At 62.9% G+C, this 23874-nt stretch carries 18 protein-coding genes and 1 pseudogene; 3 read left to right on the forward strand and 16 right to left on the reverse strand.

Going from position 1 to position 23874, the window contains the following annotated elements; all coding sequences use genetic code 11:
- Positions 1-45 precede the first annotated feature (45 nt).
- From ltrA to J7655_RS19465, 7 genes are all read right to left on the reverse strand, one after another.
- Entirely contained in the window at positions 46-1371 is a 1326-nt protein-coding gene (gene ltrA / locus J7655_RS19435) for a group II intron reverse transcriptase/maturase (RefSeq protein ID WP_204100715.1), read from the reverse strand.
- 580 nt (positions 1372-1951) lie between these two features.
- Positions 1952-3610, reverse strand: a complete 1659-nt coding sequence (locus tag J7655_RS19440) for a cation acetate symporter (RefSeq protein WP_230925811.1) — start codon at positions 3608-3610, stop codon at positions 1952-1954.
- Positions 3607-3918 (reverse strand): DUF485 domain-containing protein, encoded by a 312-nt coding sequence (locus tag J7655_RS19445; RefSeq protein WP_230925812.1) that lies wholly within the window; start codon positions 3916-3918, stop codon positions 3607-3609. Before J7655_RS19445 ends, J7655_RS19440 begins: the two co-directional genes overlap by 4 nt.
- Before the next feature lie 159 nt (positions 3919-4077).
- Positions 4078-5385 carry a prephenate-dependent tRNA uridine(34) hydroxylase TrhP gene (gene trhP / locus J7655_RS19450; protein ID WP_230925813.1) on the reverse strand — a complete coding sequence of 436 codons (1308 nt, stop codon included), beginning with the start codon at positions 5383-5385 and terminating at the stop codon, positions 4078-4080.
- A 164-nt stretch (positions 5386-5549) separates the two neighbouring features.
- A complete protein-coding gene (locus J7655_RS19455) occupies positions 5550-6056 on the reverse strand; it encodes a hypothetical protein (protein WP_230925814.1) in 507 nt (168 codons plus the stop codon).
- A 91-nt stretch (positions 6057-6147) separates the two neighbouring features.
- The gene (locus tag J7655_RS19460) at positions 6148-7917 is read right to left on the reverse strand and encodes a sodium:solute symporter family protein (protein WP_230925815.1); all 1770 of its coding nucleotides are present in this window, start codon (positions 7915-7917) and stop codon (positions 6148-6150) included.
- Positions 7918-7920: 3 nt separating this feature from the next.
- A complete protein-coding gene (locus tag J7655_RS19465) occupies positions 7921-8181 on the reverse strand; it encodes a DUF4212 domain-containing protein (RefSeq protein ID WP_230925816.1) in 261 nt (86 codons plus the stop codon).
- A 191-nt stretch (positions 8182-8372) separates the two neighbouring features.
- On the opposite strand from J7655_RS19465, the pseudogene J7655_RS19470 reads away from it, so the two are divergent.
- Positions 8373-8795, forward strand: a pseudogene (locus J7655_RS19470) (TonB-dependent receptor domain-containing protein); the annotation flags it as partial.
- A 262-nt stretch (positions 8796-9057) separates the two neighbouring features.
- Here the strand turns inward: J7655_RS19470 and J7655_RS19475 are convergent.
- Positions 9058-9360 carry a hypothetical protein gene (locus J7655_RS19475; protein ID WP_230925817.1) on the reverse strand — a complete coding sequence of 101 codons (303 nt, stop codon included), beginning with the start codon at positions 9358-9360 and terminating at the stop codon, positions 9058-9060.
- Between the two features lie 48 nt (positions 9361-9408).
- Positions 9409-10752, reverse strand: coding sequence for a cell envelope integrity protein CreD (creD, locus tag J7655_RS19480; RefSeq protein ID WP_230925818.1), 1344 nt, complete (start codon positions 10750-10752; stop codon positions 9409-9411).
- Between the two features lie 176 nt (positions 10753-10928).
- Here creD and J7655_RS19485 point away from each other — a divergent pair, with 176 nt between their 5' ends.
- Together J7655_RS19485 and J7655_RS19490 are read left to right on the forward strand one after the other, a co-directional pair.
- Positions 10929-12560 carry a VRR-NUC domain-containing protein gene (locus tag J7655_RS19485; RefSeq protein WP_230925819.1) on the forward strand — a complete coding sequence of 544 codons (1632 nt, stop codon included), beginning with the start codon at positions 10929-10931 and terminating at the stop codon, positions 12558-12560.
- Positions 12557-14857, forward strand: a complete 2301-nt coding sequence (locus tag J7655_RS19490) for an ATP-dependent DNA helicase (protein ID WP_230925820.1) — start codon at positions 12557-12559, stop codon at positions 14855-14857. The genes J7655_RS19485 and J7655_RS19490 overlap by 4 nt, the downstream gene beginning before the upstream one ends.
- An 891-nt stretch (positions 14858-15748) precedes the next feature.
- Here J7655_RS19490 and J7655_RS19495 read toward each other — a convergent pair.
- The 7 genes from J7655_RS19495 to J7655_RS19525 all read right to left on the reverse strand — a co-directional run bounded on the left by J7655_RS19495 (position 15749) and on the right by J7655_RS19525 (position 23716).
- The gene (locus tag J7655_RS19495) at positions 15749-16243 is read right to left on the reverse strand and encodes a hypothetical protein (RefSeq protein WP_230925821.1); all 495 of its coding nucleotides are present in this window, start codon (positions 16241-16243) and stop codon (positions 15749-15751) included.
- A gap of 239 nt (positions 16244-16482) precedes the next feature.
- The gene (gene creC / locus J7655_RS19500; protein WP_230925822.1) at positions 16483-17904 is read right to left on the reverse strand and encodes a two-component system sensor histidine kinase CreC; all 1422 of its coding nucleotides are present in this window, start codon (positions 17902-17904) and stop codon (positions 16483-16485) included.
- A gap of 3 nt (positions 17905-17907) precedes the next feature.
- A complete protein-coding gene (creB, locus tag J7655_RS19505) occupies positions 17908-18588 on the reverse strand; it encodes a two-component system response regulator CreB (protein ID WP_230925823.1) in 681 nt (226 codons plus the stop codon).
- Positions 18589-18839: 251 nt separating this feature from the next.
- Positions 18840-19280, reverse strand: a complete 441-nt coding sequence (locus tag J7655_RS19510; protein WP_125836347.1) for a CBS domain-containing protein — start codon at positions 19278-19280, stop codon at positions 18840-18842.
- A 157-nt stretch (positions 19281-19437) separates the two neighbouring features.
- The gene (locus J7655_RS19515) at positions 19438-21468 is read right to left on the reverse strand and encodes a methyl-accepting chemotaxis protein (protein WP_230925824.1); all 2031 of its coding nucleotides are present in this window, start codon (positions 21466-21468) and stop codon (positions 19438-19440) included.
- Between the two features lie 307 nt (positions 21469-21775).
- Entirely contained in the window at positions 21776-22285 is a 510-nt protein-coding gene (gene rloA2, locus J7655_RS19520; protein WP_230925825.1) for a retropepsin-like aspartic peptidase RloA2, read from the reverse strand.
- A 192-nt stretch (positions 22286-22477) separates the two neighbouring features.
- The gene (locus tag J7655_RS19525) at positions 22478-23716 is read right to left on the reverse strand and encodes an HD-GYP domain-containing protein (protein WP_230925826.1); all 1239 of its coding nucleotides are present in this window, start codon (positions 23714-23716) and stop codon (positions 22478-22480) included.
- Positions 23717-23874 lie beyond the last annotated feature (158 nt).

Below are 23874 nucleotides of genomic sequence, written 5' to 3' on the forward strand. Positions count from 1 at the left end.
GCCGTCCTCTCACACCACCGTACGTACGGTTCCGTATACGGCGGTTCAGGCCATACGGCTAAGCCGAGTGATCGTATCCAGTATTGACACCAGTCCAAGCGCATCCCAGCGTTTCTTCGGCAGCGCCTGCCGCAGGTGCAAGGCGCCGGCGTTCCACCAGGGGCCGCGCCCGTTGGTGGCCGACTTCCAGGCCCGCTCCTCCGGTAAGCCCAGCCGCATCAGATTGCGTGCCCGGGTAACCGGTCGTTTCCAGTGCCGCCACAGCACATTGCGCAGCAACCGCCGCACCCAGCCATCCAGCTCTTCCACAGGCCGCTTGCTCTGGCTCAGCTTGAAGTAGCTGCTCCAGCCACGCAGAACCGGGTTGAGCCGCTCGATCAGCCAGGTCAGCTGACTACCCCGCCTAGCACGTAGCAGGCTTTTCACCCGTTCGCGCAGGCGCTGCAGGCTGCTGCCGGCAATCCGCAGTTTCGGCTGCCGGTGCACGGTCATGCCGTAGCCCAGGTAACTGCTGCGCCACGGGCGGATGACCTGGCTCTTGGCCCGGTTCAACCGCAACCGCAGCCGCTGCTCCAGGAAACGCTCCAGACTGGCCAGCACCCGCTCGCCCGCCTGCCGACTGCGGACGTAGACGTTCGCGTCGTCGGCATAGCGCACGAAGCGATGGCCGCGCCGGCTCAGTTCCTGGTCCAGCTCGTTCAGCAGGATGTTCGAGAGCAGGGGCGAGAGCGGCCCGCCTTGCGGCGTGCCTTCTCGTCGCAGGCTCACGAGCCCACCCGCCATGACACCGGCTTCCAGGTAGCGCCGAACCAGCCGCCGCACACGCGGGTCTTCGACCTGACGCGCCAGCAGATCCATCAGCAGATCGTGGTCGACCCGGTCGAAGAATTTCTCCAGGTCCAGTTCCACGCTCCAGCGATAGCCCGACGCCACATGGGCGCGGGCCATTTCGATGGCCTGGTGCGCGCTGCGCCCCGGACGAAAGCCGTAGCTGAAGTCCGAGAACAGCGGTTCGAAAAGCGGCGTCAGTTGCTGCAGCAGCGCCTGCTGGATCAGGCGATCCAGCACGCTGGGTATCCCCAGCGTTCTGACCCCGCCCTCGGGCTTGGGAATGTTCACCGCACGGACGCCGTGCGGCTGGTATTCACCCGTCTGCAGCCGCTCCCGCAGGGACGGCCAATACTGCTTCAGGTAGCCCGCGAGTTCGTCCACCGACAGGCCATCGGCCCCCGGTGCGCCCCGGTTGTTCACCACCCGTCGATACGCACGCCTCAGGTTCGCCGGCGACAGCACCCGCTCCATCAGCGCGTTCGGCTCCGCTTTCGTCCACGTTACAGACGCCATCGGTGTCTGCGCACTGTCAGCCGGCATGCGCGGATTCCGTCCACCATGCCGGGGAACAGCCTTCCCCTGGGGGGAAGCTTCTGCGGTTCGACATCCCATGAGACTCCAACGCCTACCGGCGGTATGACCTGTTCGGCCCTTGGTGACGTGGTTGCTCGTCACTTACTACGGCCTCGGCTGACTTCTGCACGCCCATCCCGTCGCCTCTCGACGCCCGGTAGCCCAGCGGCAAACATGCAGATCTCCCAGGGTAATTCGCGCGACCTTCCGGCTTATGCCTGGCGGATCTACGTCGTAGCGTGCCGTGCAAGTACCGGGCTTTGACGAATTGGGCCGTCTCACCCCGCTACGCCGCCTCCATCCGCTTCCTGTTCGTCAGGCCAGCCATTTGCTTCCGGCTTCCTTCAGATTCGCAGTCACCCGCGACACCCTTGCCTTCCGCTAGCACTTCCCCTTGCCGGGCGTGCAGAGGACTTTCACCTCCAAGTCGTCCGGTTCACCACCACAGTGAACCGAACAGCGCCAGTCACGGCGCTACGCGCCATGCCTGGCGCACCCACAAAAAAGGGCAGCCCGAGGGCTGCCCTTGTTCTGGGTGGCGGAGGAATCAGTGAGCCGCTGCACCACTGGCACCCAGGCCAGTCTGCGAACGAACGAACTGCGGCAGGAAGCGTGCACGCTCGTCGTTGGCAGCCGTCGACTTGTCGGTGATCGAGAAGAACCAGATACCGATGAAGGCCACGGTGATGGAGAACAGCGCCGGGTACTCGTAGGGGAAGATCGCCTGGGCGTTGCCCAGCACCGATACCCAGACGGTCGGGCCAAGGATCATCAGGGTGACCGCGGTGATCAGGCCCAGCCAGCCGCCGATCATGGCGCCACGGGTGGTCAGGTTCTTCCAGTACATGGAGAGGAACAGCACCGGGAAGTTGCAGCTGGCGGCGATGGAGAAGGCCAGGCCGACCATGAAGGCGATGTTCTGCTTCTCGAAGGCGATGCCCAGGACGATGGCCAGCACGCCCAGGCACAGGGTGGTGATCTTCGATACGCGCAGCTCATCCTTCTCGTTGGCCTTGCCCTTCTTGTACACGCTGGCGTACAGGTCGTGCGACACGGCGGAGGCGCCGGCCAGGGTCAGACCGGCAACCACCGCGAGGATGGTGGCGAAGGCCACAGCCGAGATGAAGCCGAGGAAGATACTGCCGCCCACGGCGTTGGCCAGGTGCACCGCCGCCATGTTGTTGCCACCGATCAGGCCACCTGCGGCATCGCGGAAGTCCGGGTTGGTGCCGACCAGCAGGATCGCGCCGAAGCCGATGATGAAGGTCAGGATGTAGAAGTAACCGATGAAGCCCGTGGCGTAGAACACCGACTTGCGGGCTTCCTTGGCGTTACTCACGGTGAAGAAGCGCATGAGGATGTGCGGCAGGCCCGCAGTACCGAACATCAGCGCCAGGCCGAGGGAGATCGCCGAAATCGGGTCTTTCACCAGGCCGCCGGGGCTCATGATCGCCTCGCCCTTCTCGTGCACCTTGATGGCTTCGGAGAACAGCATGGAGAAGTCGAAGTTGACGTGTTTCATCACCATCAGCGCCATGAACGAGGCACCGGACAGCAGAATCACCGCCTTGATGATCTGTACCCAGGTGGTCGCCAGCATGCCGCCGAACAGCACGTACAGCACCATCAGCACGCCGACCAGGATCACCGCAACGTGGTAGTCAAGGCCGAACAGCAACTGGATCAGTTTGCCGGCACCGACCATCTGTGCGATCAGGTAGAAGGCCACCACCACCAACGAGCCGCTGGCCGACAGGGTGCGGATTTCCATCTGCTTGAGACGGTAGGAGGCCACGTCGGCGAAGGTGTATTTGCCCAGGTTGCGCAGGCGCTCGGCGATCAGGAAGAGGATCACCGGCCAGCCGACCAGAAAGCCGATGGAGTAGATCAGGCCGTCGTAGCCGCTGGTGAACACCAGGGCGGAAATGCCCAGGAAGGACGCCGCCGACATGTAGTCACCGGCAATCGCCAGACCGTTCTGGAAACCGGTGATGCTGCCGCCTGCGGTGTAGAAGTCGGAGGTCGAGGTATTGCGCTTGGAGGCCCAGTAGGTGATGTACAGGGTGCCGCCCACGAAGACCAGGAACATCATGATGGCCGAAGTGTTCATCGGCTGACGCTGCACCTCGACTTCCAGGGCACCAGCTGCCCAGAGGGCCGAGCTGGTAAGCAGCAGCACTGCGAAAGTCAGGAGACGGGCGATCATTTCTGCACCTCATCGAGCACGGCCTGATTGAGGGTGTCGAACTCACCATTAGCGCGGAACACATAGACGCCGGTGAGCACGAAGGCGGAGAGAATCAGCCCGACGCCCATGGGAATACCCCAGGTGATCGGTGATTCGGGGCTGATGCGCGCACCGAGCAGTTGCGGCTCGAAGGCGATCAGCAGGATGAAAGCCACATACAGGCTCAACATGATGGCGGACAGCGTCCAGGCGAAACGATCACGCTTGGCCACCAGGTCTTGGAAATGCGGATTAGCCTGAATCCGCGTGTAAGTATCGTCATGCATTTTGTTTCAAACCTTTACAGAGGGAAGGCTGGTGCTCCGTACTCTAGGCTTGTCATGAACGCACGACAGACGACTTTAGTATTACGCAAACCCCTCTAGCATGGACTATCCAGTCTCCATAAGGGTTTCCCGGGGACGCCTACGACCAAGGTCGGGAGGCTACAGGTCACGCAAGATCAGGGCATGGCGCAAATCTTCTGCCGCCGGCACGGGCAGGTAGACCCGATGGCCATCCCCCGGCGCCACCGCGATGTGCTCGCCACGCAGATTTTCCATGTACGCCAAGGTGAAATGCCGGTTGCCCTGCGGCGTCATCAACTCGATGCCGTCGCCCACCTCGAAACGATTCTTCACCAGCACCTCGGCCAACTCACCACGGCGCTCGCCTGTCAGTTCACCAACGAACTGCTGCCGCTCACTGCGCGAGTTGCCGTACTGGTAGTTCTGGTACTCGTCATGCACGTGCCGGCGTAAAAAACCTTCGGTGTAACCACGACTGGCCAGCGACTCGAGATCGCGCAGCAGGCCGTGCTCGAACGCCCGGCCAGCCACGGCATCATCGATGGCGCGACGGTACGCCTGCGCGGTGCGCGCCACGTAGAAATGGCTCTTGGTGCGCCCCTCGATCTTCAGCGAATGCACGCCCATGCGCACCAGGCGCTCGACGTGCTGCACCGCGCGCAAGTCCTTGGAGTTCATGATGTAAGTGCCGTGCTCGTCTTCGAAGGCGGTCATTTCATCGTCCGGCCGCCCTGCTTCCTGCAGCACGAATGCCTGGGTGGTCGGCGCACCCTGGCCAAGCGTCGGCTCGACCACGCGAACGATCTCACCCAGCTCGTTCTCGTTCGCCGGCGTGGCCTGGTACTGCCAGCGGCAGGCGTTGGTGCAGGTGCCCTGGTTCGGATCGCGGCGGTTGATGTAGCCCGACAACAGGCAACGCCCGGAATAGGCCATGCACAGCGCGCCATGGACGAACACCTCCAGTTCCATGTCCGGCACCTGGCTGCGGATTTCCTCGATTTCCTCCAGCGCCAGCTCGCGCGAGAGGATCACCCGGCTCAGCCCCTGCTGACGCCAGAACTCGACACTGGCCCAGTTCACCGCGTTGGCCTGCACCGACAGGTGGATCGGCACCTGCGGATAGTGCTGACGCACCAGCATGATCAAGCCAGGGTCGGACATGATCAGCGCATCGGGCGCCATCTCGATCACCGGCGCCAGATCCTTGAGGAAGGTCTTCAGCTTGGCATTGTGCGGGGCGATGTTGACCACCACGTAGAACTGCTTGCCCTGCGCATGTGCCTCGGCGATGCCCAGGGCCAGGTTGGCGTGGTCGAACTCGTTGTTGCGCACGCGCAGGCTGTAACGCGGCTGCCCGGCATACACCGTATCGGCGCCATAGGCAAAGGCGTAGCGCATGTTCTTCAGGGTGCCGGCTGGCGACAACAGTTCGGGAAAACGGGGCATGACCGCACGCTCGAAAATCAGGGGCTGGCGATTCTATGCAGGTGGCAGGCGTGGATATTGATCTGGGTCTATCGGGCGCGGAAAAGCACCTGGTGGGTTAAATGGATCAGGCGGTCGCGTAGGGTGCGCCGTGCGCACCACTGCCGCGACGCAAAAATGGAAGGCTAGCGACACACCTGGCGATACAGCGCGTCGTCCTGGTCGATACGCTTGAGTTGCGCCAGCAGGGGCTGCTGTTTCTCATCCAGCGGCAACAGCTCGGCCGTCGTGCAATTGAGCAGATGAGCGCGGTGCGATACGTGGTCGATATGCTGCTTCTCGAACCGATAGAGCATGAACTCGGCCACTTGCGCATCCGCCAGCTGCTTGTGCACGACGCTCTTGCTGTCGAGCACGGTAAAGGCAGTGACCATCGGCACGAAGTAACTCCACGGACGCCAGAACACATGCCCCGCCTCGGTCGCCACCACCACTGATTCTGCAGGCTGGCGCGCCTGCTGATGCTCGAACCAGGAATACTCGTAGAACACCTGATAACCCAGCATCCCCAGGCCACCGAACAGCGGCACGATCCACTTTGGCAGCTTGTTGCGCGTCAGTTTGCGCAGCAGCAGAGCGATACCGGCAGTACCGAGCCCCGCCACCACGATGGCAAGCAATGTCCACAACATAGAAATGTTCCCGAAAAAAGACGGGCCTCCAATGGAGGCCCGTCTGTCAGAGCCTGGACCATCAAGCGATGGCGTCAGGCCAGGATTATGCTTAGTGGTCCAGAGCGGCACCAGCACCTTTTGGAGTACGTACGCTTTCCACCAGGTCCTGGATTTCCTGCGGCGGTGCAGCAGTGACCTGCGATACGGCATAGGCCACGGCGAAGTTGATCAGCGCACCGACGGTACCGAAAGAAGCCGGCGAGATACCCATGAACCACTGGTCCGGGGTGTTCGGCAGCATGTTGGTACCCGGAATGAAGAACCAGCCCAGGTAGGTGAAGATGTACAGCAGGGTGATCACCAGGCCGGCGATCATGCCGCAGATCGCACCCTTGTCGTTCATGCGCTTGGAGAAGATCCCCATCATCAGCACCGGGAACAGCGTTGCAGCGGCGATACCGAAGGCCAACGCCACCACCTGCGCAGCGAACCCTGGTGGATTGAGGCCCAGATAGGTCGCCAGCAGAATCGCCGCTGCCATCGATAGCCGCGCTGCGCGCATCTCGTTCTTCTCGCTGATCTTCGGATTTATCAGCGTCTTGATCAGGTCATGACTGATCGCCGAAGAAATCGCCAGCAACAAACCAGCCGCCGTCGACAGAGCCGCCGCGATGGCGCCCGCTGCGATCAGACCGATCACCCAACCCGGCAGGTTGGCGATCTCGGGGTTGGCCAGTACCAGGATGTCGTTATTCACGGTCAATTCGTTACCGTTCCAGCCACGTTCCTGCGCGGTCGCAGTGAAGGCCGGGGCAGCATCGTTGTACATCTGGATGCGACCGTCGCCGTTCTTGTCTTCCCAGGTGATCAGGCCAGTCTGTTCCCAGGTCTTGACCCACTCAGGACGCTCTTCGTAGGACAGGGCCGGGGCCGAAGCGCCTTCCGGATAAATGGTAGTAATCAGGTTCAGACGTGCCATCGAGGCAACAGCCGGCGCGGTGAGATACAACATGGCGATGAAGATCAGCGTCCAACCAGCGGACCAGCGCGCATCGGCCACTTTCGGCACAGTGAAGAAGCGGATGATCACGTGCGGCAGACCGGCGGTACCGATCATCAGCGACATGGTGAACAGCACCATGTTCAGCTTGTTGTCGACATCGGCGGTGTAGGCGGCGAAGCCCAGTTCACGCACCACTTCGTCGAGTTTCTGCAGCAGCGGCACGCCGGAATCGACATGGTCACCGAACAGGCCCAGCGGCGGAATCGGGTTACCGGTCAGCTGCAGGGAGATGAAGATGGCCGGGATGGTGTAGGCCACGATCAGCACCACGTACTGCGCGACCTGGGTGTAGGTGATGCCCTTCATGCCGCCGAATACGGCGTAAGCGAAGACCACGGCTGCGGCAATCCAGATACCGGTGGAGTTGCTCACTTCGAGGAAGCGCGAGAAGGCCACACCGGCACCGGCCATCTGGCCGATCACGTAGGTCACGGAGATGATCACCAGGCAGATCACCGCAGTCAGGCGTGCGCCGCGACTGTAGAAGCGATCACCGATGAAATCCGGCACGGTGAACTTGCCGAACTTGCGCAGGTACGGTGCCAGCAGCATCGCCAGCAGCACATAGCCGCCGGTCCAGCCCATGAGGAAGGTGGAGTTGGCATAACCGCCAGCGGCGATCAGGCCCGCCATGGAAATGAAGGAAGCAGCGGACATCCAGTCAGCGGCCGTCGCCATGCCGTTGGTGATCGGATGCACACCACCGCCAGCGACGTAGAACTCCTTGGTGGAGCCGGCACGCGCCCACACGGCGATACCGATGTAGAGCGCGAAGGACGCCCCCACGAAGAGCAGGTTGATTACGAATTGGCTCATGACTTACTCCTCGACCCCGAATTTTTTGTCGAGTTTGTTCAGTCTCCACGCGTAGTGAAAAATGAGCCCGATGAAGAAAAGGATGGAGCCTTGCTGGGCGAACCAGAATCCGAGGTCGGAGCCGCCAACCGAGATTCCCGCGACCATCGGGCGCAGAACCATGGCGAATCCGTAGGAAACCAGAGCCCAGACAACCAGGCTCCAGGTGATGAGCCGCACGTTGGCCTTCCAATAGGCCGCGGCATTTGTTTGTTCAGAAGTCATAGACGCCTCCGGTTATTGTTATTCTGATGCACCTTCAAGCTAGCAGCAGGCCAGTACCTACCGACAGCTAGACATTGGTATTAGCAGGCTGCTGAACAACCACCCCGGCACTGGCCCCCTGCTCCATGCAGTTGTCGCCCGAACCGTCAACGGCCTGCCAGAACTGTAGAAGAAAAGTGGCGTTTTCAAAGGTGGCCGACAACATCACCCCGCAATGGCGGGTGATCGGCGGCTATGCCTATGTCGACGCCGAAGTGACCGAAAGCACCACGGCCACCATGCCGGTGGGCTCGCACCTGGCCAACGTGCCACGGCACAGCTTCAACCTGCTCGACACCTACGAGTTCGACAGCGGTGCACTGGCCGGCCTGGGCCTGGGCGTGGGTCTGAAATACGTCAGCGAGCGTCAGGGCCAGACCAGCAACAACACCTTCGACATGCACGGCTACGGCCTGGTCGACCTGCTGGCCTACTACCCGCTGACCGAGAACGTGCGCCTGAACCTCAATCTCAACAACGTCTTCGACAAGCACTACGAAGAACGCGCCTGGAACGTCTGGAGCTATCCGGGTGAACCACGCACGCTGCAGGCGGGGATTTCGCTCAGCCTGTAAAGCCAAGCGCCAGGTGAACGCGGTTCACCTGGCACGCCACTCCGTAGCCCGGATGCAATCCGGGGCTTTTCTAGCCGCCTGATCCCCGGATTTCATCCGGGCTACGGCATCGTCTCACTATGCAAGCACGCCTTCTGCCGTACCTCGGTATATACCCCCTGACAGGTTCGTTGTTGCGTCTGCCATCGACGAAACAACCCGGCAATCCGCCGCGCCAGCAGGTGCCCGGCATGCGCCTCCTCGCGCAAACCGATATGCCCGCTCATGCCCGATACCACAGGCGCATGAAGCCCAGCGCCAGCAGCAGGCCGACCTGGCCCAGCGCCGCGCACAGCGACAGAAAAGAGCGCAACGTGCTGTTTTGCGCCGCATCCTGAATGCCGGTCAGGGCACTCCAGAAACCTTCCGGCAGCAGCATCAGGCTCAGGCTGGCCAGCGGCTTGCCGGTCAGCAGCAGGCCGTCGATCAGGTTGAACCAGCCGCCGAACATCAGGCCGACAAGGATCATCACCGCCACCACCAGGCCGAGGCCCAGGCAGGCGGAAAATTGCATGAGAAGACGCATGGGATCACCTCCAGAGAAGAGGCGCGGCACTCGCCGCGCCGATTGGATTCAGGCTTGCGGCGCAGTGCGGCCGACGTCGTACCAGTCCAGCTTGCGGGTCAGCACCATCACGCTGCCGAGCACACCGAACACCAGCAGCGAGCCCATCAGCAGGGCGTAGTCCTCGGCATTGAGCAGGCCGTAGAGCATGGCGTACAGCGCTGCCAGCAACGCGCCAAAGCCCAGGCCGCGCTGCCAGCTGTGCAGCACGAAGCTGACGTAGAAGCCAATCAGCCCAACGCAGGCGCTGGCCGACAGCAGATAGGCCAGGGCGAACGCCAGATGCTCGGACAGCGACAGCAGCAGCAGGTAGAACAGCGCCAGCGACAGGCCGACCAGGGCGTACTGCACCGGATGCACGGCCAGGCGCTTGAGCACCTCGAAGAGGAAGAAGGTGGCGAAGGTCAGGGCAATGAACAGCAGCGCATATTTGATCGCGCGGTCGGTCTTCAGGTACTGATCCACCGGGTCGACGAAACTCACCCCGAAGTTGCGGCCGAAGAGATTCTGGCAACGCTCAGCGCCCACGCAGCCGCGCAATGCCTCTTCCAGGTTGGTGGCGAAGAAGCTGGTCTGCCACTCGGCGCTAAAGCCTTTGTCAGAGATCTCGCGGCTGCTCGGCAGGTATTCACCGATGAAGCTCGGGTGCGGCCAGTCGGAGTGCAGCTTGACCCGGCTATCGCGCCCGACCGGCACGATCGAGAGCTGCTCGGTGCCCTGCAGTTTCAGATCGAAGGCGAACTCGAGCGTCTGCCCACCCTGCGCATCCAGAGCCGGGAGCGGCGCATGCACGCCGGCGCCGAAATTATCGTCGCCGCTGCCCGGTGCGAAACTCAGGGTCTGGCCATTCAAGCGCAGTTGCAGGTCGTTGCTGATACCCCGGATATCGCTGATGCCGACCGAGAGGAAGGGTTTCTCGAAACGGTAGAAGCCCAGGTCGTCGCCCAGCCCGAGGCGCGCCGGCAAGCGGAATTGACCACTGACCTGGCTGTCGCTGCGGTACAGACGTGCTTCGTAAATGCCGCGCGCTCGCAGCTCGGTTCCCACCTGGCCTTCGAGCACGAAGCGCTCCGGCAGGAAGTACAGGCGCCCGCGCCGTTGACGCTCTTCGCTGTAACGCTCGCCGGTTTTCTCGTTGGTTTTCCACTCGTGGGTGGTCTTGATGTAAGGCAGCACCAGGATCGGCCCGGTGATCTGCTGGCTGTAGCTGGAACTGCGGGCAATGCCCTGCATCACCTCATAGCGCAGGCCCTGGCGCTCATCGACCAGGCCATCGATCATCAACAGGGGAATCATCAGCAGCAGAATCAACAGGGCAATGGCGCCCAGCTTGAAACTCAGGGAACGGCTCATGGGTACGGCTCTCCGTAGCGAGTGAAAGTACGGCAGAGTCTGGGCAGCGATGATGGGAGGCGTGTGGGGCGCACGTGGAGATTGTGTGGAGAATGCGGGAGCGCTGTACGCCGATTCGTCATCCAGCAGCTCGGCGGCACTGGCATCTGTATAAAAAACCAGTAAAACTTCGTCCCATGCTCAGCCTCGATGCCCCCGAACTCTATTACCTGGCGAACTTTCGCAAGGCGCTTGCCTGGCTCGACGCCCATCACCGTGACCTGATGGACGACGCCGAACGCGCCTTCGTTGCGGATTTCCCTCGGCAACCCCTGCCCGCCCAGGCGCTGCTGGTGCGTCTGGTGATGCGCAAGGGCGTGCACTTTCGCGTGAGCAAACTGCGCTACGCCGAGATCGGTGAGATACCGAGCGCTGCCGCACCGCTGCTGCAACGGGGCTGGCTGATCGACTGCGCCGCACTGAGCTTCGACGAGCTGGGCGCCCTGCTGCTCAAGGACGAACTGGCCGCGCATTTCGCCAGCGATCTGCCAGGCGGCAACCTGAAAAAGAGCGAAGCGCTCGACCACCTGCGCGAGCTGCACAGCGAACCCCGCAGCCTGGCCGACTGGTGCCCGCAACTGGACGAACGCCTGCTGAGCCTGGCTATCGGCCCACTGTGCGACCGCCTGCGCCTGATGTTCTTCGGCAATCTGGCGCAGGACTGGTCGGAATTCGTGCTGGCCGACTTAGGCATATTCCGCTACGAACAAGTGCCGATCACCCCCGGTTCACGCGGCTTTCGCCACCGCCAGGACGTCGACGACTACCTGCACCTGCGCGCCTGCCGTGAGGCCTTCGAGGCCGGTATGGCGGTTACCGAGGTGCTGCAGCAGCTCGGCGATTTCAGCAGCGACAGCGCCCATATCAGCGACCGTCACCAGCGCCTGCTGCTGCAACTGGCGCAACACCTGGAACGCACTGGTGAACTGGACTCGGCGCTGGCGCTGTACCGCGACACCCGCGCGCTGGGCTCGCGACAGCGGCAGATCCGCGTGCTGGAGCGCCTCGGCCGGGATGCCGAAGCCTTAGCGCTGGCCGAACAGGTGCTCAACGCGCCGCACAACGCCGAAGAAGCGCAACTGGCCGAACGCGCACGCTCGCGTCTGCGCAAGCGCCTCGGCCTGCCGCCAGCGGCCAAGGCGGCGAAGCTGATCGAGGATCGCCTCGACCTGCGCCTGCCGCGCGCCGCCAGAGTCGAGCTGGCCGTGGCCATGCACTTGGCCGAACCCGATGCACCCGTGCATTACGTGGAGAACACGCTGATCTGCGGACTGTTCGGCCTGCTCTGCTGGGAGGCGATCTTCGCCCCGCTACCCGGCGCCTTCTTTCATCCTTTTCACACCGGCCCGGTGGATCTGCATCGTGCCGACTTCCATGCGCGCCGTGCCGAGTTGTTCGCCGCCTGCCTAACGCGCCTTGAAGATGGCAGCTACCTCGACGCCATGCGCCGTACCCATGCCGAGAAATTCGGCATCCAGTCGCCCTTCGTGCTCTGGGAACTGCTCGATGCCGAGCGCCTGGAACAGGCACTGGCCTGCCTACCGCCTGCGCACCTCGCCGCCTGGTTCCGCCGCCTGCTGGCCGATATCCGCGAGAACCGTGCCGGCATGCCCGACCTGATCCAGTTCTGGCCCGCCGAGGGCCGCTACCGGATGATCGAGGTTAAAGGCCCAGGCGACCGCCTGCAGGACAACCAGAAACGCTGGCTGGCCTTTTGTGCCGAACATGGCATGCCGGTCAGCGTCTGCTATGTGGAGTGGAGCGATTGAGCCTGCGCATCGCCGTGCGCGAGCTGTGCGAGTTCACCGCCAAGGAAGGTGACCTCGACCTGCGCTTCACCCCCTCGCCCACCGCGCAGGAGGGCATGGCCGGGCACGCCACGGTAGTTGCCCGGCGTGGGCCGGATTACGTGTGCGAACTGCCGCTGATCGGCCAGTTCGAGGGGCTGACGGTCAGTGGCCGCGCCGATGGCTTCGACCCCGAGTTTCGCCTGCTGGAAGAGATCAAGACCCATCGCGGCGACATCTCGCGCATCCCTGCCAACCACCGCCTGCTGCACTGGGCGCAGGTGAAGATCTACGGCTGGCTGCTGTGCCAGGAGCTGGGCTTCGAGGAACTGGATCTGGCGGTGGTCTACTTCAACGTCATCACCCAGCAGGAAACGGTGTTCCGCGAACGCCACAGCGCCGAATCGCTGGGCGAGTTTTTCGCCCTGCACTGCCGCCGTTACATCGACTGGGCGCGGCAGGAACAGGCGCATCAGCAAGCACGCAATCAGGCATTGGACGCGCTGCAGTTCCCCTACGGCGAATTTCGCCATGGCCAGCGGCAACTGGCCGAAGCCGTATATCGTGCCGCACGCGACGGCCACTACCTGCTGGCGCAGGCCACCACCGGCATTGGCAAGACTCTTGGCACCCTGTTCCCGCAGCTCAAGGCCATGCCCGGCCAGCAGCTCGACCGCTTGTTCTTCCTCAGCGCCAAGACGCCGGGCCGGCGCCTGGCGCTGGATGCCCTGCAACGCCTGCGCGAGCCGGACACGCCGCTGCGCGTACTGGAACACGTGGCCCGCGACAAGGCCTGCGAGCAACCGAGCAAGGCCTGCCATGGCGACTCCTGCCCGCTGGCCAAAGGCTTCTACGACCGCCTACCGGCAGCACGCAGCGCGGCGCTGAAGGAGCGCTGGCTGGATCAACGAGCCGTGCGCAATATCGCCATCGCTCATGGCGTGTGCCCTTACTACCTGAGCCAGGAGCTGTGCCGCTGGAGCGACGTGGTGGTGGGTGACTACAACTACTACTTCGACCTCGGCGCCCTGCTGCACAGCCTCACCCTGATCAACCAGTGGCGCGTGTGCCTACTGGTGGACGAGGCGCACAATCTGGTGGAACGCGGGCGCGGCATGTACAGCGCCGAGCTGGATCAGGCGCGCTTCAAGGCCATGTGCCGCGACGCGCCGAAACGCCTGAAGAGCGTGCTGGAACGGGTCGACCGCCACTGGGATCAACTGCACCGCGAGCAGGAGGTGCCCTATCAGGTCTACCCGCTGGCGCCGGACCTGCTGCTCGCCGCCCTGGGCAAGGCGGTCAGCGCCATCACCGACCTGCTCACCGACCAGCCCGAAGGCAATGGCGGCGAACTGCTCAGCTTTTATCTGGACGCAATGCTGTTCTGCCGCCTGGCAGAAAGCTTCGGCCCGCACTCGCTGTTCGATATCAACCGCATCGACGCCGGCAACGGACGCAGCTACTCGACCCTGTGCATCCGCAATATCCTGCCGGCGCCCTTCCTAGGCCCGCGCTTCGAGGACGCCCACAGCGCCACGCTGTTCTCTGCCACGCTCAGCCCCAGCCACTATTACCTCGACCTGCTCGGCCTGCCGATCGAGACCCAGTGCCTGGACGTCGCCTCGCCGTTCAGCGCCGAACAACTGCATGTGCAGGTGGTGCGCAACCTGTCGACCCGCTACCAGCACCGCGACGCCTCGCTGGCGCCGATCTGCCAGTTGATGGCGCGGCAGTACGCCGAACGCCCCGGCAACTACCTGGCCTTCTTCAGCAGCTATCAGTATCTGGAGCAGGTGCTGCAGGAGCTGCGCCGCGACCACCCGCAGATCCCGGTGTGGACGCAATCGCGGCAGATGGACGAAGCGGCACGTCAGGGCTTTATCGAGCGCTTCCAGATCGGCGGACGCGGCATCGGCTTCGCCGTGCTTGGCGGCGTATTCGGCGAAGGTGTCGACCTGCCTGGCGAACGCCTGATCGGCGCCTTCGTCGCCACCCTCGGCCTGGCCCAGCTCAACCCGATCAACGAAGAAATCCGCCAGCGCATGGACGCCCTGTTCGGCAATGGCTACGACTACACCTACCTGTTTCCCGGCCTGCAGAAGGTCGTGCAGGCCGCCGGCCGGGTGATCCGCACGCCAGAGGATCAGGGTGTGCTCTACCTGATCGACGACCGCTTCGCCCGCCCCGAAGTCCGCCGCCTGCTGCCGAGTTGGTGGCGGGTGGAACTGCTGCGTTTGCCGCTCAAAGCCCCCACTCCCGAGCCGCAACCCGACCTGTAGAAACGGACTTATCTGCGATCATGCGGCCGGAAATCATAGAGCCGTAGCCTGGGTAGAGCACCGCGAAACCCGGGAACCCACAGACGATGGGTTTCGCGGTGCTCTACCCATCCTACGCACTTGCCAGCGGTTATCCGACATGGTGTATAACCTATAACCACACCTAACAACTTCAAACTGTTCGTTTCGCTCAATATGACGGGCTAAAGCCCGCCCCTTAACCAAACGTTATGCGTAAACAATAAAGGAGTCAGTATGGCAAATAGTTGGAACATTCCAAGCTGGCTTGAAAAAGAGGTTCGAACACGGGACAAGAATTGCATTTACTGCGGCACTGCTTTTACAACCGCTAAGGTTTCGAAGAAAACTTGCGCTAGCTGGGAGCACATCATAAATGACGCAAAGATTATAACCAGAGAAAACATTGCGCTATGCTGCTGTTCATGCAATGCAAGCAAAGGACAGAAGCAGCTATCCGAATGGCTTCTTTCAAAATACTGTGTAGATCGTCAAATTACGTATGAATCAGTAGCGCCAATAATCCAGCAGGCATTAGCCAACGGTCTTTAACAATCGCATAACAATAGGTATATGGACTCTCCCAACAAGCAGTGAGTAAAGCTTTGCTTTTGCACCTGTCGTCAGCGCGGTTGCATTCGTATATCCGGCCTGTTCTGGGCGCTACCGCCCTGGCCATTCTGTAGTTCGCGCAGCGGGGACCAAGCGTTCAATCGATCACGAAGATCATCATTGTTATCGGCCTTGCTCCGCAGCAGGGCTCGCCTGCTCCGGCAGTGCTGCTGTTCACCACAACCACACGAAGATCATGAGTAGCCCGGATCAATGCGCGGCTACCGGTCGTTACCCCAGGCCCGGCAGCGGGGACGGTGCCTAGTTAGTGCGGCCTGCTGCGCGGGCGTTCTTTTGCTGCAGGATCACGGAGGCTTCGTTGTAGGCCGTCTGGAAGGCTTCGCTGCCGATCCACGCCACTGCGGTGTCTTCGTCTTCGTTGTGGTAGATCGCGCGGTAGACGATCAGCAGGCCCATCATGAAGTCGGTAGCTGGGTCTTCCTCTTCTTCGGAGACGACCAGTTCCAGCACCGGGTATTGCAGGAATACCAGGCACATCGCCAGCAGGCTGATGGCTTCGCCCATTTTCATCGCCTGGAACAGGTCGTCGAAGTCCGCCGGGTCGAAGCCGTTCTCTTCGATGTCCTTGAAGTCGAAGGTGTTCAGGTCGATGGCCACATCGTCGAACGGCTCATCGATCAGCGGGTTGGCCAGCAGCGGATGCAGTGCATGGCTTTTGGGCTTGCCGATGCGGTTCTGCTTGGCCTTGGCTTTGGCCCGCTGGGCACGCTTTTTCTGTTTATCCGGGGAGGCCATGGGGCGGGTTCCTTGCTCGATACAGCCGTATAGATGGCTCGCTATTGTATGCGGCCATGCGCCGAGAGGTGCCAGTAGCTGGCATTTTAATGAGCCGGAGCGCCGCGCGGCACTCAGGCGCTGGCATCAAAGCGTGTAACTCACAGATGATGGGTTGCGCGTTGCGCTACCCATCCTACGCGAGCCCAATGCCCGTCGCGGCTGAGGCCTCTTCCACGAGGCGCGGTGCGCAGCGCACCCTACGCGGGCAATGTCAGGCGTACTTCCACACCGCCGTCGACATTGCCGATATGCAATCCACCACCATGCAACTCAGCCACTTCCTGCACAAAGTTCAGACCCAGGCCGGTGCTCTTGCGACCACCATCGGGGCGCGGCAGGGAGTAGAAGCGTTCGGTCAGCCGACCCAGGGCGTAGTCGGGGATGGCCTGTCCCTGATTGAACAGACGCAGGAGGATGCGCTCGCCCTGGCATTCGGCAGCGATGCGGATGCAGCCGCCGGGCGGGGTGAAGTCCAGGGCGTTGTCCAGCAGGTTGGCCAGGGCCTGGCGCAGCAGGAAGCGCTCGCCGCGCAGGTTGAGCCCAGCGGGTAGAGCCTGCTCGATCTGCAAGCTGGCAGCGGTGATACGCGCCTGCTGCGCTTGCAGCAGTTCGTTCACCAATGGCACCAGCGGCACCGCCACGCGCTCCTCCAGCCCTTGACGTTGCTCCACCTGGGCCAGGTGCAGCAGGCGTTCGATCAGATTCTGCAACCGTGCGCTTTCCTGCTGGATATTGGCCACGAAACGCTGGCGCTGGTCGGTGGACATCTCGCCGTCGAGCAGTTCGGCAGCGCCACGAATGGCCGCCAGCGGGCTTTTCAGTTCGTGGGTCAGGGTGTGTACGTAGCGCTCGACGTAGGCCTTGCCTTCCAGCTCGGTACGCATGCGCTCGACCGCCACCGCCAGTTGCCCGAGTTCGCCGCCGCGTACCTGGGGCGGCTCGGCACGCTGGCCTTCGCTGACGGCCTGGGCATAGCGGGTGAGTTTGCCCAGCGCGGCGCTGAGCCACCAGGACAGCAGCGCGCCGACCAGCAGGCCAAGGCCGATCAACCCGGCCCCGAGCCAGCCCAGGCGCGTTTGCGAGCGCTCGATATAGGGCTGCAGGGTGCGGTTGGGTTTGGCCACCGAGACCACGCCGATGATGCGTTCGCCATCCCTGATCGGCGCGGCCACGTACATCACCGAGGAGTCGGGGTCGTTCGGGTCTTCACGGGTCGAACGGGCGCCGTACTGGCCGCGCAGGGTGAGCAGCACATCGTTCCAACGCGAATAGTCCTGACCGACCGCCAGGCCGCTGGAGTCGAGCAGGACGATGCCCTGGGCGTCGGTGACGTAGATGCGGTGGTTGACCTCGGCCTTGGTCAGCCCCCAGATGCTCGCCTGCGGCTGGCGCCGGCCATAGGCCTCCAGTGCGTCGTTCAGGCGGCCCTGACCGAGCGTGCCGGCCTTGAGGTCGTCACGCAGGATCTCGGCCAGCAGGTTGGCGGTATCGACCAGGGTTTCTTCGGTGCTTTGGCGCACGCCAGGGCGAATCTCGTCCATCACCGTGCTGAGCACGAACCAGCCGGCGAGGCCGACGAAGAGGAAGTAGACGAGGAAGATGCGTACGCCCAACGGCATTGTTCAGTTCTCCGGCTCGTAGCTGTAACCCAGACCACGATGGGTCTGGATCGGCTCTTCGCTCGGGGCGATGGCGCGCAGTTTGGCGCGCACGCTCTTGATATGGCTGTCGATATTGCGCTCGTAGCCCGCCTCGCTGGCCACGCCGAGGGCATCGAGCAACTGCTCGCGGGCATAGACCCGGCGCGGCTGGCCGAGCAGGGTGCGCAGCAGACGAAACTCATGACGGGTCAGGCTCAGCGCCTGGCCGTGGTAGTGAATGCGAAAGGCTGCATCGTCGATCTGGAAGGCACCCGGCGCAGTGGCGCCCGCCCCCTCACGCGGCGCCACACGCTTGAGAATGGCCTTGACCCGCGCCGCCACTTCGCGCGGGCTGAAGGGTTTGACCACGTAGTCGTCGGCGCCGATTTCCAGGCCCACCACGCGGTCGATCTCCTCGCTGCGTGCGGTGAGGAAGATCACCGGCACCTCGGAGAAACGGCGCAGGCGCTTGCACAGCTCGAAGCCGCTGATATCGGGCAGCCCTACGTCGAGAATGGCCAGGTCGAAGGCGCCGCTTTCCAGCAGCGTCAGGGCTTCGCCAGCGAGGCTCGACCACTGCGTGAGGAAGCCTTCGGCCTGCAGGGCGTAGATCAGCGTATCGGCAATCGCGGCTTCGTCTTCGACGATGAGTATCTGCGGCATCGGGCGTCCTGCACCTGTTGAGCAACGGCGGCAGACTGCCGGGGGCGGGATCATGCGTCAAGCGGGCAATCGCGTAGGGCTGGGGCAAGCCGCCAAAAGGGGGTGGCGGGTTACATCCGCCCTACGCGACAAGCGCCGCGGCGACCGCATGGATGCAGGAGGTAGAACGAAGGCCTGTCGCTCACCCGTAGCCCGGATGCAATCCGGGGAACGAACGGCACGGCTTCCCGGATTGCATCCGGGCTACTCGTTCATGGAATTTCGCCGCGAATGTACTGTTCCAGCTGACGGATCAGCTCAGCCTGTTCGGCGATGGTTTCCTTGACCAGATCACCAATCGACAGCAGGCCGATCAGCTCGCCTTCGGCCAGCACCGGCAGGTGACGCAGGCGCCGCTCGGTCATCAGCTGCATGCAATATTGCAGGTTGTCACGCGGACTGACGCTGATCACCTCACGGGTCATGATCGTGTTGACCTTGGCGTCCAGCATCGAGCGGTCGGCCAGTGCCACCTTGCGCACGTAATCGCGCTCACTGACGATGCCGACCATGCGTCCGCCGGAGAGCACCACGAGCGCACCAACGCCCTTTTCCGCCATGATGCGCAGCCCATCGAGCAGGGAGTCGTCCGCGTCGACGCTGTAGAGAAAGGTGTTGGACTTGGTTCTGAGCAGTTCGGCAACCGTTTTCATGCTGGGGGCTCCGCGTTGTTTGCAGTGTTTTTAGCAGAGTTGGCCAGCCAGGTCAGCCCGGTAATGTTCTACAAGCCGTTTATCGGCGACAGCAACCCGGATATTCCGGGCGCCCGCCTGCGCAGATCATGACGACTTCTGCAGTGTTTCCCTGGCTTTAGCCAAGGGTGAAGCGCCCGGTATTCTGCGCCAGCCCCTCGCTGCCTCGGCGCAACTGCTCGGCGGCATGGCTGACCGCCTGAGCGCCATCGAGCAACTGCCCGGCCGCCTGGTCGACCTGCTGGATGTTGCCACTGACCTCATCGGCGGTGGCCGCCTGTTGCTCGGCAGCCGTGGCGATCTGCGCCAGGCGGTCGCTGACGCGCTGCACCGAGTCGACGATGTTCTGCAGCTCGTCGCTCATGGCCAGCACGCTGCCGATATCGCCATCGGCCTGGCCGCAGGCTTCCTCCATCAGGGTGACTGACTGCCCCACCACGCGCTGCAGGTTATCGACGGTCTGGGCGATTTCCTGGGTCGAGTCCTGGGTGCGCTTGGACAATGAGCGCACTTCGTCGGCGACCACGGCAAAGCCGCGCCCGGCTTCACCGGCACGCGCGGCTTCGATGGCGGCGTTGAGCGCCAGCAGGTTGGTCTGCTCCGCGATGCCCTTGATCACCTCGACCACGCGGTTGATCTGCACGGTCTGCTCACGCAGTTGCTGCAACGCCGCGGCACTGTCGCCGAGGCGACTGCTGAGGTGGCGCATGCTGGCACTGGTACGCTCGCTGCGCTGGTTGCTGCTCAGCGCCACCTCGCGGGCTTGTTGCGCTTCCATCGCTGCCTGCTCGCAGCTTTGCGCCACGCTTTGTGCGGTGGCCGCCATTTGTGTCGCGGCAGTGGCGATCTGGCTCATCTGCGCCTGTTGCTGCTCGACGGCATCCAGCGCATCTCGCGCCTGGCCACCGAGCAGTTGCACGGTGCCGTCCAGTTGCCGGCTTTCGCGATTGACGCCCTGCAGCGAATCACGCATCTGCTCGACGGCGGTATTCAGCGCCTGGGCGATGGCGGCCAGGTCATCACGGCCGTTGACCTGCATGCGTACGCGCAGGTCGCCGTCACGCAGCCCGCGCGCGGCCTCGATGATGTTGCTGGTGCTGATGCGTATGGAGGCGTTCAGGCACATCAGCACGTACATCGCCAGCAGGGTGAGGATGATGAAGGCGCCAATCACCTCGATCATCGACTGCAGCGCCTGCTGCCGGTAGTCATTCAGGCTGGCGCTGAACTGCTGATAGATCGCCTGCTGCAGCGCCTGCAGTTGCCCTTCCAGGGTCTCGACACGCTGCACGAACTGCTCGGGCGTAAGGGCCATGGGGCTGGCCTCGAACATGTCGCGGTCGATCTGCGCGAGGAAATCATCGAACGCCTTGAGCGAGGCGTCGAACGGCGCACCCAACTGGCGCATGGCCTGCGGCGCCTCGCGTGACAGGGTGCTTTGCGCCTTGACCAGTTGCGCCCGCTGCTCGTCGAGGCTGCGGCGCAGGTCGCGGATCAGCACGCGGCTCTGCAGGGTGAAATGCTGCGAAACCACGGCACCGTGACCTTGCGCGGCGAAGGTGCCGATCTGCTCGAGCAGGCGCGGCATGATGTAGGTGATCTGCTCCATCATCAGGTAGGTGTCGAGGTGCGGATCGAGAATCAGGGCGCTGTCGGTCGCCACTTGTTCACGCAGGGCGATCAGGTAGAGCAGCGCCTTCTGGTAGCGTTCGAGGGCGTCGGGCAGTGCGACCCGCGCCAGCGCTTCGGCACGCAGGCCGTCACGCTCGCCCTGCAGGGTCTGAAAATGCTGCCGCGCCTGATCGCTGATCAGCTCACTCTGCAATGGCTCGGCAGCCAGCTGCAGTGCCTCGTCGAGCCGCGCTTCACGCTGCTGCAACAGCCCCTGGGCGGCATTCTCGGTGCCCTTCCAGCGCGCCAGCAGCGTGCGCTGAGCGATCAGCTCATGCTGTACCTGGGTCATGCGCTGGAGCGCTTGCGTACCTTCCAGTTCGGAGTCGAGGGCATGCAGGCGCGACAGGTAGCCGCTGCTGATGACCCACAGCGCATAGCCGAGCGGCAGCGCGAATAATAGAAACACCAGCTGAAACTTGTGAGCAAAACTGAAACGCTGCAGCAGCCGTACACCCGGCTCGAGTACTCCCGACATTGCGACACCTCAACCACCTAAGGGGGCCTACTGGCCTGGCAAAGAGTTGCACCTAGCAAAAAGCAGGCCCCGTGGCTGACGCCGATCAGCTGTGGCTCACACGGCAGCCTTTCCCGGGAGCGCGGCTCCGGGGCGAAGCTTTGTGCGGCTGCCCCGCCAGGCTTGGCTTGGCGCGGCACGTCTGCCTGTGCGTCAGCTGAGTGGCGCCAGCTCCAACACCCTTTGGGGCGATGAGGTCGTTACTGGGCACTCGTGTCGAGTGTACTGGCCAATGACTATCAGGCTTTTCCGAAATGCGACAATTAACTCAGCATTGGGGACGGTCGCGGGTGTAGCGCTCAGCCGGGTCCACTGCCGCACCAAGATCGCGCATGGCGCTGGCACCAATCAGCAGCGGGTAGCTGAAGGTGCTGCGATCCGTCAGGTTGACCTCGATGGTGCGTTCTTCATCACCCAGGCAGATCGGCATTTCGATGACCGGGCGCTGCGAGTAGGCGACTTCCTTGACCTCGGCGTCGCTCTCTTCGGCGCGTTTCTTGATTTCGGCAATGCGCACCAGCGGGTGTTCGTAAAGGGTGTCCTCGGCGCCCTCTACCGCCAGGCGGAAACGTACCCAGTCCTGACCATCGCGCTCGAACGATTCGATGTCCTTGGCCGACAGCGAGGCAGTCATCGCGCCGGTGTCCATCTTGGCCTTGAGGGTCTGACCCAGTGCGGGGAGCTTGATCAGTTCGTAACGGCCGTAAAGGTCTGGCTGTTCATCGGCCATGGCCGGCAGGCTGATGGCGGCAGCCAGCAGGAGCAGAGCATATTTCACGGTTCGATCCTCTCGTTTGCAGTGACCAAACCTAGGACTGCCATGCACCTGCCGCGTTCCACCCAAAGCGTTACAGCATGCTGCGCGATACCACTATTGTTTGACCGCAAGTGTCTGCGCGCCGTCAGGCAGACATGCGCATGCCGATGCACGCAGGCCCCGGGCCTGCACGGCCGCGAGGTCGATGGTTGTTCAGCGGCCGCGTCCTTCCAGTTCCATCCCGGCCCACAGTTCATCGAGCCGTTCGAAGCCCCATTCCTCGGCTGATTCACGGCCAACGATACGGTCCTGGTCGGTAATCTTGCTCAGGTCGACGATGCTTTGCGGCAGCGGCAAACGCGACTTGGCCGAGAAGAACACCTTGACCCTGGGCGCCAGCAGCGCCTTGGGATTCTGCTCCATGACTACCGCCAGACGCCCGCTCTGCAGGCGCACCAGCGCGCCGACCGGGTAGATGCCAACCGTCTTGACGAAGGCCTGGAACACGGCCTCGTCGAAATGCCCCTTCCACTCGGCCATCTTGCGGATCGACTCGGCCGGGTCCCAGCCCTGCTTGTAGGGACGGTTCGAGGTGATGGCGTCATACACGTCGCAGACCGCGCCCATCTTCGCCATCAGGCTGATCTGGTCACCCTGCAGACGGTGAGGATAGCCACTGCCGTCGACCTTTTCGTGGTGATGCAGGCATACGTCGAGCACCAGCGCGCTGACCTGTTTGCTCGCCAGCAGAATGCTGCCGCCTTCCTCCGGGTGCTTGCGCACCTTGGCGAACTCGGTGTCGGTAAGCTTGCCGGGCTTGTCCAGCAGCTCCTGCGGGACGGCCATCTTACCGATGTCATGCAGCAGCCCGGCCAGCCCGGCCTCGCGCACGGCATCCTCGGGCAAGCCGAGCTTGCGCGCCAGCGCGATCATCAGCGCGCATACGGCAACCGAGTGCATGTAGGTGTATTCATTGCTGTGCTTGAGCCGCGCCAGGCTGATCAGCGCGTTGGGGTGACGCAGAACCGATTCGGAAATCTCCTCGACCAGTGCCTCGGCCTGCTCGAACTGCAGCGCCTGCCCCATGCGCGCATCGTTGAACATTTCCATGACCGCCTGCCGGGAACGCGCGCAGAGTTTGACGGCCTGTTCCAGCTCCTGCTCCATCGACAGGGCTTTGACCTTGGGCGGCTCGATGGCGGCCAGCAGCCGCGCTTCGGCCTCGCATTCGGCCTCTTCTTCGGTCGTGGCCTGCACACCAGGGGCTACATCAGCCCCCTTGCCGACATCGATCCACAGCTCGGTGATCGCACTGCTGCGAATGCGGGCCAGATCCTTTTCCGAGCTGAGCACGAACTTGGACTTCCAGAAGGGGTGATCCATCCATGATCCGCAAAACTCCTGGATGTACATACCGATCCGCAGATCGGCCACCGCAATGCGTTTCAACATCGACATCATCCAGAACGGGTTGGCGAGGGAGTCCGGGAACTGGGCCTTGTCATTGTCGGATAATTCCCTGATTTTTCACACTGACCAGCATCAAGGCTTTGACAAAAAATGGCCATAGGCCACTGGTGACGATTTTGAGCCACAACCAACAGGTGCTT

Origin of the sequence: Pseudomonas wenzhouensis (genome assembly GCF_021029445.1) — a bacterium.
Classification (GTDB): domain Bacteria; phylum Pseudomonadota; class Gammaproteobacteria; order Pseudomonadales; family Pseudomonadaceae; genus Aquipseudomonas; species Aquipseudomonas wenzhouensis.